The sequence below is a fragment of the Desulfosporosinus sp. HMP52 genome (genome assembly GCF_000765145.1).
In the GTDB taxonomy this organism is placed as follows: Bacteria; Bacillota; Desulfitobacteriia; order Desulfitobacteriales; family Desulfitobacteriaceae; genus Desulfosporosinus.
The window spans coordinates 45,167-52,641 of sequence record NZ_JMGA01000013.1 but is presented as its reverse complement, the minus strand read 5'-3'; the positions used below and the strand labels follow the sequence as shown (position 1 = coordinate 52,641).

Below are 7,475 nucleotides of genomic sequence, written 5' to 3'. Positions count from 1 at the left end.
GTACGAAAGCATCCAGTACGAAACCCGGGTGAGGGTTTCGCCCAAGCCGCCTGCTCCAAAGAAAAGCTTAACGGCGCAGGTTGCTTTCGCCGAACCGCAAACTACACAGAACAACTTTAGCGGAGATAACGGCTGCTACGTCCCTGGATAAGTTCCTCTAAGCTTCAGCTGGAGTAAGTATTCCTCTTAGGCAAACTCCATCTGAAGCTAAGAGTCACTTGATTACTGAGCGTTTTTAGCATCAATCTCAGCTTGAGCAGCTAAGATATCTTTAGCATTTAAGTATACTGGGGTATCAACCATTTTGCCGTTATAAGAAACGGAAGCTTTCCCTTTAGCAATACCTTCTTCTTCGAAGACTTTAACAACACCGGTAGCCCACTCAACATCAGCAGGATCTGGGGAGTACATACGGTTGGAAGGCTCAATTTGTCCTGGATGAATAATCATACGGCCTTCATAACCCATTTGGCGTCCCTCAGCAACGTTTTTCTCGAAAGCTTCAATATTCTTGAAGTCAACGAAAGGAGCATCAATTGCTACAATTCTGGCAGCACGGCAAGCAACAGCTACGTGAGCACGGCCATATTGTTGCTCAACACCTTCGTTAGTAAGTTTTACACGCATATCACGGCAATAATCAACAGCACCAAAGATTGCATTGACATTACGTGGGCTGGCTAAGCAGCACTCTGCAGCGTTAATGATACCTTTTGCGGTTTCAAGCAACATTGAGATCTTAACCGACCCTACTTCTAGACCACGACGACGCTCAAGCTCTTCTAATTTCCAATCTAAGCGTTGTACATCAGCTGCGCAACCGGTTTTAGCCAAGGTTACTCCATGAAGTCCTTCATGGACAATTGCTTCTAAGTCATCGTTGGTTAATTCAGTTTCCCAGTTATTAATACGGACAAATACTTGTGCGCCACCTTGAGCAGCATATTTGAGGTTTTCTGCAACAATCTTACGAGCAGCTTCTTTTTCCGCTGGTGGAACTGAATCCTCAAGGTCTAAAGTAACAATATCAGCCGGGAATTCAGGAGCCTTAGCTACCATTTTAGGATTGTTTCCAGGAATATACATAACCGATCTCATAATTGTCATTAGAATTACCCCCTATTTTTTATTTATTTTCTAGGGTTCGACCCTAGGGATAGCAAGTTTAATAAATCTTTACTATTTAATTTTCTCTTTTAAGATGATGGGAATATCTGTAGGAGTTTCCGCTACAAATCCTCCAGCCTTAGTAATTGCTTCCATTTTACTTTTAGCCGACCCACGTCCACGCTCTACGATATTTGAAGCATGGGAGAACCTCATTCCTGCAGGGGCCCAAGCGCCTGCTACGTAGATTACGAAAGGTTTTGTGAATTTCCCGGCTGCAATAACCTCTGCACACTCTTCCTCTTGTGTGCCTCCGATTTCCGCATAGACCGCAACACCCTTAGTTTCAGGATCTGCCTCAAATAAGGGAAGTAAATCTGCCATGGAAGTACCCAACACTGGCTCTGTGCCTGTGTGGATTACGGTACTTACTCCAAATCCTCCCTCTCTCAGCAACCAAGGAATTGTCCCTGATTGGCCGCCGCTGCGAGAGAATACCCCGATATTTCCACTTTGAAAGAATTTATTGGCCCATTCTTTATTGCCGCCAAGCCAGCCTACAACAGCCTCGCCCGGGGTAATAATTCCAATTGACCCTGGCCCAAGAAGCCTTGACCCTTTAGATTTAGCGTAGGCAATCATCTCCATAATATCGTGGATAGGAGTGCCCTCAACGCAAGGAATAATATTTTTTACTCCTGCATCAACTGCTTCGAATACGGCTGTTTTCAAAATCTTCCCCGGCACAAAAATTACGCTGAAGTCAATTTCCCCTTGCTCCCGAGCGATCTCTTTGACAGTGTTAAAGACCGGTATACCATGAACTTCCTCTCCAGCTTTTCCCGGGCTGGTTCCGCCAATTACTTGGGTACCATATTCTTTCATGTACTTTGTCCGTACGGATCCTTCACGACCCGTAATCCCTTGGACGATGACCTTAGTACTCTTATTGATCAAAATGCCCATCTTTATCCCTCATTTAACATTTTGCTTCGTTTAAATTCACAATAACAATCTACCCTCTAGATCTATTACCTATTTACGTTTTGCAAGGTACTCATCCAAACCCTTAACCGGAACCTCAATGGTTATGGCATTGTTACCTTTGGTCTTACAAGCGAGTTCACATGCTAAACATTCAGTTCCCAGACGCAAAACTTCTTCCGCATCGCGATGTGCAACTGAAGCTCTACCTTTGTCGTCAATTCCAAGCAATCCTCTAGCATACTTTTTGCACGCCTCGGCACATGCTTTTGTCTCGCACGTATCACACTTGCTGGTATCGATCTTAACTGTCAGACTTTTTTCTGCGAATTCCAGCATAAGGTTCCCCTACTTTCCTTGCGATTCTTTTTCAGCTCTGTATTCTTGACTAAGAGCTAAAAGTCTTTGTCCAATGAATTTCGTATCCGTTACATACTGTTTACCATAAATCTCGATTCTCTTACCCGGTCCATCAGGAGTCATAAGATCAGCAAGACCATCTCTTAAAATTTCCAGAGATTCATCTTCTCTGTTCCCACAAAGCAGCAATACACAAGGCAGTCCGGGTTTTTGAGTCGGGAGAATCTCCCTGAGTACTTTAACGATAGCATGAGCATGATGCCATTGCTCTTGGTTGGCCATCATAAATCCGCCGAGTAGATAACCATCAATGTTGGGCTGAGAAAGAACACACTTAGCAACCCGATAAATTTTCGAACCCACTGGGTTTCCACTGGTGTCAGCATAGTTTGCCGGTTTAAGGCCTACCTGATTCAAAGCATCTAAGCCCATCATTGCTGAACCGCCACCAATGGGGTGATAGCCGATATATCCGGGACTTACTTCGTCATACCCCATATTCATGAGGAAGCCGGTTCCGCGGGCATCGGTTTCTTCAATGCTCCAGCCAATAAGATCTAACTCCGTAGGAGCACCGGGCAGATCCCGGGCAATCTTGATGCCGAATTCCGGATGACGCCCAACTGAGCTGTTATCAATCTCCATTTTGCAATCGGCACAGACTAAATTACCACTGCCCGTCATTACAAAGGGATTGATCTCCAGGGTTTGGCAATCTAACTTTTTATAGGTTTGGGATAGCTTTGATAGAAAACTGGCAAACTTACTTAGATCCTGAGCAGGAATACCCGCCCGTGCACATACATCTACTGCATCATAAGTTTGAAGTCCATTAATCGGATCAATGTTAATTTTGAAGAGCAATTCTTCGGGAACGCTTTCAATGTCCATTCCGCCTTCAGCACTAAACATTAGCATAGGAGAACGGGCTTCTCTTGCACCATTGATTACGAAGGAACAATAATACTCTTTTTGGATATCCAGTTTTTCCTCAACAAGAACTTGTAAAATAGGATTTCCTCCGATGTTTTTAGCAAGAATTTCCGCTGCAGCAGCTGCTGCCTCATCCGGAGTATTTACTAATTTGACAATCCCTGCTTTACCACGTCCGCCAGCCTGTACTTGGCCTTTGACGGCAACGGCTTTGCCTATCTCCTCGGCAATCTTCTTGGCCTCTTCCGGAGTGGATGCTACCCGCCCTTGTGGTACTGGTAGTCCTGATTTTCTAAGCCATTCTTTTCCCTGGTATTCTAGAAATTTTGCCATACGTTATCACTTCCATAATGAAATTTTCGCGACTATTCAGGTTGTCTCAAGAACTAGCCGATCTACTAGACACATGCATTTTGTATTTTGAATACACTCAAATGAAAAGAGAATGTCCCTCCCTTCCATTAAGTTTTACACAAGGTCTGAGGGGCCTTATGAGGATCCTGCTTCCCAAGCATCCTATTAATCTTTAAACAATGTAACCGGAAAGACCCATAATTCTTTGTTTCATATTGTGAAACCCAGTTTCATTTTCCCTTAGCACCATTATCTATCTTATTTACGGATTAGTCAACCGATTATTTGCTGATTTTTCGAAAATATATTTTTACAGTTTAACCGTCTCTACCGGTACGGGCCCGGCAATTCCAATAAATACAAAGCGATCTTTGCCAGTATTTCTCATACCATGCGTTTGGCCAGCCTTAGCTAGGATTGCCATTCCCTTTTTGATTTCGATTTCTTGATTCTCTCCGGCAAAATAAAGGCCGGACTCCCCTTCCAGGCAAACCCATACATCATCGGCATTGGGGTGTTGATGAAGAAACACTTCCTGACCTGGCTCTAAGCACCACATAGCACCTAAAGTTTTATCCGATTGATAAACCAGTACCTTTTGGGGGGTATTGGGGTCGAATTGGGCTAAATCTTTAAGATTAAACACCCTGTTTTCCATATTTGGCCTCCATTCCCGTTATTGCATTATCCGAATATTCAGTCACTACTTTGTTTGCGTTATTTAAGTCCTTCTTAATAAAGGATAAACTCAAATATGAATATGAAATCTATCATTGCAGCTTTGATAAAAAATATACCCTCAAAAGGTGTGACTAGTATGTCCTTCTTCCAGGTTTCAATTCACTCTCAAAGTTCAGTTTCCTTGTCACAGCGGCCTTGGAGGCCCTGCCCTAGGGTAAGACACTAGGGCAGGGTCCAAACGTCATTCTATAAGTCTTTTTGTTTATAGATGGTTTTTTGCCTGGATCCTATAAACATCTTTATAGATCGATGATCTTCCCTGGGTTAAAGCGATTGGTAGGATCAAAGCTTCTCTTAATCTTTCTAAAAGCTTCCATCGCAGCGGGTGTAAACTCCTTATCAAGATACTTCTTCTTGACGAGTCCGATTCCGTGCTCACCACTTATCGTCCCTTCCAGATCAAGAGCCATCATACAGAGGGCCTGTTCAGCTTTATGGACAGTTTCCGTTTCTTCTTTATTCCGTTGATCGAAAAGAATTAGGGGATGAAGATTTCCGTCACCCGCATGGGCCACAACTCCAATGGTCACACCAAAATCTTTGGCTACTTTAAGGACTCCCCCAATGGCTTTGGGGAAATTGCTCCTCGGAACTGTAATATCGTTAACACCATAGGATGGCCTAACGCGAGCCACAGATCCGAAAGCACTGCGCCTTGAAGTCCATATTTGATCCACTTCAACTGCCGTTTGCGCAACTTTAAATTCTTTGGCAATTTTGCTGGCGATTTCCCCAATCGTCTTGACTTGTTCGTCCATATCTTCCGGATAGCCATCAACCTCAATAATCAGAACCGCTCCAGCATCACGGGGAAGTCCGGCATGGGTAAAGTCCTCAGTGGTATTGATCAGCAAATTATCCATCAATTCCAGGGTTGTCGGAATAATACCGGCAGCAACAATGTCAGCAACAGTTTGAGAAGCATCCTCAACTTTGTCGTAAAGAGCCAGCATAGTTTTCTTGGCTCTGGGTATCGGTAAGATACGGACGAAAACCTTGGTGACCAAACCTAGGATTCCTTCCGAGCCAACAATGATGCGAGTCAAATCATAACCCGGCTCACTTTGGAAATTACGCCCCCCGGTTTGAATGACTTTGCCATTGGGGAGAACGACTTCCAGACCCAACATATAATCCCGGGTAACCCCGTATTTAAAACATTTCGGCCCACCGGAGCATTCACCTAGGTTACCTCCTATTGTCGAGGCCTTAAAAGAGGAAGGATCGGGAGGGAAATAGAAATTTTGCTTAGCCAGTTCAACTTGAAGGTCAAAATTAATCACTCCCGGCTCAACAACAGCAACAAAGTTTTCAGTATCTATTTCATGGATTTTAGTCATTTTAGTAAAACTAATCACGACGGCTTCTTGAGAAGGAATTGTTCCACCGCTCTCATTCGTGCCGGCACCCCGGGGAACAAGTTTAATATCATGTTCGTTCATTAATTTAACGATTTCCACAACTTGATCAGTTGTTGTCGGAGAAACCACTCCTAAGGCTTCACCGGATAATAACGTGCCGTCATAGCCATAGGTCAACAGGCCAACTTTGTCCGTAACCACGTTCTTCTCCCCAACAATTTCCTTCAACCGCTTAACAACCGTTTGGCTTAACATATTCAGACCTCCTTCTTCTTAAGCCTCTAGACTTACCCCAGGACTGAGAATCCCTTTGGGGTCAAATTGCTGACGCAGTTCATTGAGCAAACTTGTGGTTTGCTTCCACATTTCCGCATCATTATATACTTCAGCTTTGAGCTTATGACCCAAGAGGCCCTTCACGTTCCCGCCCAGGGACATCGCCAATTTATTCACTTTCGTGGCAAAAGCAAGTTTTTCGGTTCCCTCGGGCAGAGCTAAACCAACATATCCAAGAAGTCCTTCGACAATTACGCCAGGATAAGCTCCCAGATCCCCAGTAAGAGCTTCGAGCTGAGCCAGGGCTTGAGGCATTTTCATCGGGCCAACCACAAACTCCACGGTTCGCTCTGGTTTTGCATTAAGTTCGGCGCGAACTTTAAGCCAACCATTAATTACTTCATCATACTCAACCGCGTCTTCAATGATCTTTACATCAAGGCCTCCAGCCAAGGTAAGAACTGAGGCAACTTCATTAGCGATGTTTTTGCCCGATTCTTTAAAACCTTGCAAGTCAATGATCACAAGCTGTCCTTCTGTTCCGGGTTTGGCAATCTTGGCAAAGGATGCATTAATGAGATTCATCCGAGTCGGATGCACGTTGCGCTTAATCAGGGTATTAAAAGTTGCATTCGCCTTATGCAGGGATGCAAATGTGCCAATCACTGCTTTTTTAGCTTCCGGTTGAGGTAAGAGCTTCACTAGAAGTTTGGTGAAGATTCCAAAGGTCCCTTGGCTTCCGACAGCAAAGTGGATGAAATCCAAACCGGAAACGTTCTTAATACATTTATTTCCGATCTCCAAGATTTCCCCTGTAGGGAGAACCATTTCAAATCCCAAAAGGAAGGTCCGTGTCGGACCATATTCAAAGGATTTAGAATCGGAATCTCCGATTGAGAAGCAACCGCCAATCGAACTGGTTTCAACTTCATAGGGCTCGGGAGGAAAGTTTAATCCGGTTTCCGCTACTTTAAGAATAAAATCTTTATGAAGAAGTCCCGGCTCGACGATGGCTACAAGGTTCAGTTTATCCATTTCCACAATTTGGTTCATCCGGGACATAACCATCGCGATTCCACCCGTAATTCCCTGGGTATTAACGACTGCCCCTCCTACCGCTAACTTCACATTCTGCTCATTAGCCAGTTTGACGATACTCGAAACTTCTGAAGTCTTCCCTGGTAAGACGACAACTGCAGGCTTACCTGAACCTTTTAGATATTTAGTCATTTCGGAAGAGGAATCGATGACATTGGCCTCACCGACAATCTCCTTTAACTTACTGATATTGACGTTACTCATGACTACCCGCCCTTCCACTCATTTACTAGAACTTGCGGTCAGCATGTTCCGCAAAGG

7 protein-coding genes are annotated in these 7,475 nt (G+C 44.3%); all 7 read right to left on the bottom strand.

Annotated features, from left to right (window positions below):
- Nucleotides 1-222: 222 nt before the first annotated feature.
- The gene (locus DP73_RS05010; RefSeq protein ID WP_034597950.1) at nt 223-1,107 is read right to left on the bottom strand and encodes a CoA ester lyase; all 885 of its coding nucleotides are present in this window, start codon (nt 1,105-1,107) and stop codon (nt 223-225) included.
- Between the two features lie 72 nt (nt 1,108-1,179).
- The gene (locus tag DP73_RS05005) at nt 1,180-2,073 is read right to left on the bottom strand and encodes a CoA-binding protein (RefSeq protein ID WP_034597948.1); all 894 of its coding nucleotides are present in this window, start codon (nt 2,071-2,073) and stop codon (nt 1,180-1,182) included.
- Nucleotides 2,074-2,142: 69 nt separating this feature from the next.
- Nucleotides 2,143-2,430: a hypothetical protein gene (locus DP73_RS05000; protein ID WP_014901187.1), complete on the bottom strand. Its 288-nt coding sequence runs from the start codon at nt 2,428-2,430 to the stop codon at nt 2,143-2,145.
- A 9-nt stretch (nt 2,431-2,439) separates the two neighbouring features.
- Nucleotides 2,440-3,717 (bottom strand): ATP-grasp domain-containing protein, encoded by a 1,278-nt coding sequence (locus tag DP73_RS04995; protein ID WP_034597946.1) that lies wholly within the window; start codon nt 3,715-3,717, stop codon nt 2,440-2,442.
- Nucleotides 3,718-4,048: 331 nt separating this feature from the next.
- Nucleotides 4,049-4,396 carry a cupin domain-containing protein gene (locus DP73_RS04990; RefSeq protein WP_034597944.1) on the bottom strand — a complete coding sequence of 116 codons (348 nt, stop codon included), beginning with the start codon at nt 4,394-4,396 and terminating at the stop codon, nt 4,049-4,051.
- A gap of 322 nt (nt 4,397-4,718) precedes the next feature.
- On the bottom strand, nt 4,719-6,095 hold the full coding sequence (locus DP73_RS04985) for an FAD-linked oxidase C-terminal domain-containing protein (RefSeq protein ID WP_034597943.1): 1,377 nt from the start codon (nt 6,093-6,095) through the stop codon (nt 4,719-4,721).
- Nucleotides 6,096-6,113: 18 nt separating this feature from the next.
- A complete protein-coding gene (locus DP73_RS04980; protein WP_034597941.1) occupies nt 6,114-7,418 on the bottom strand; it encodes an FAD-binding oxidoreductase in 1,305 nt (434 codons plus the stop codon).
- Between the last annotated feature and the right edge of the window lie 57 nt (nt 7,419-7,475).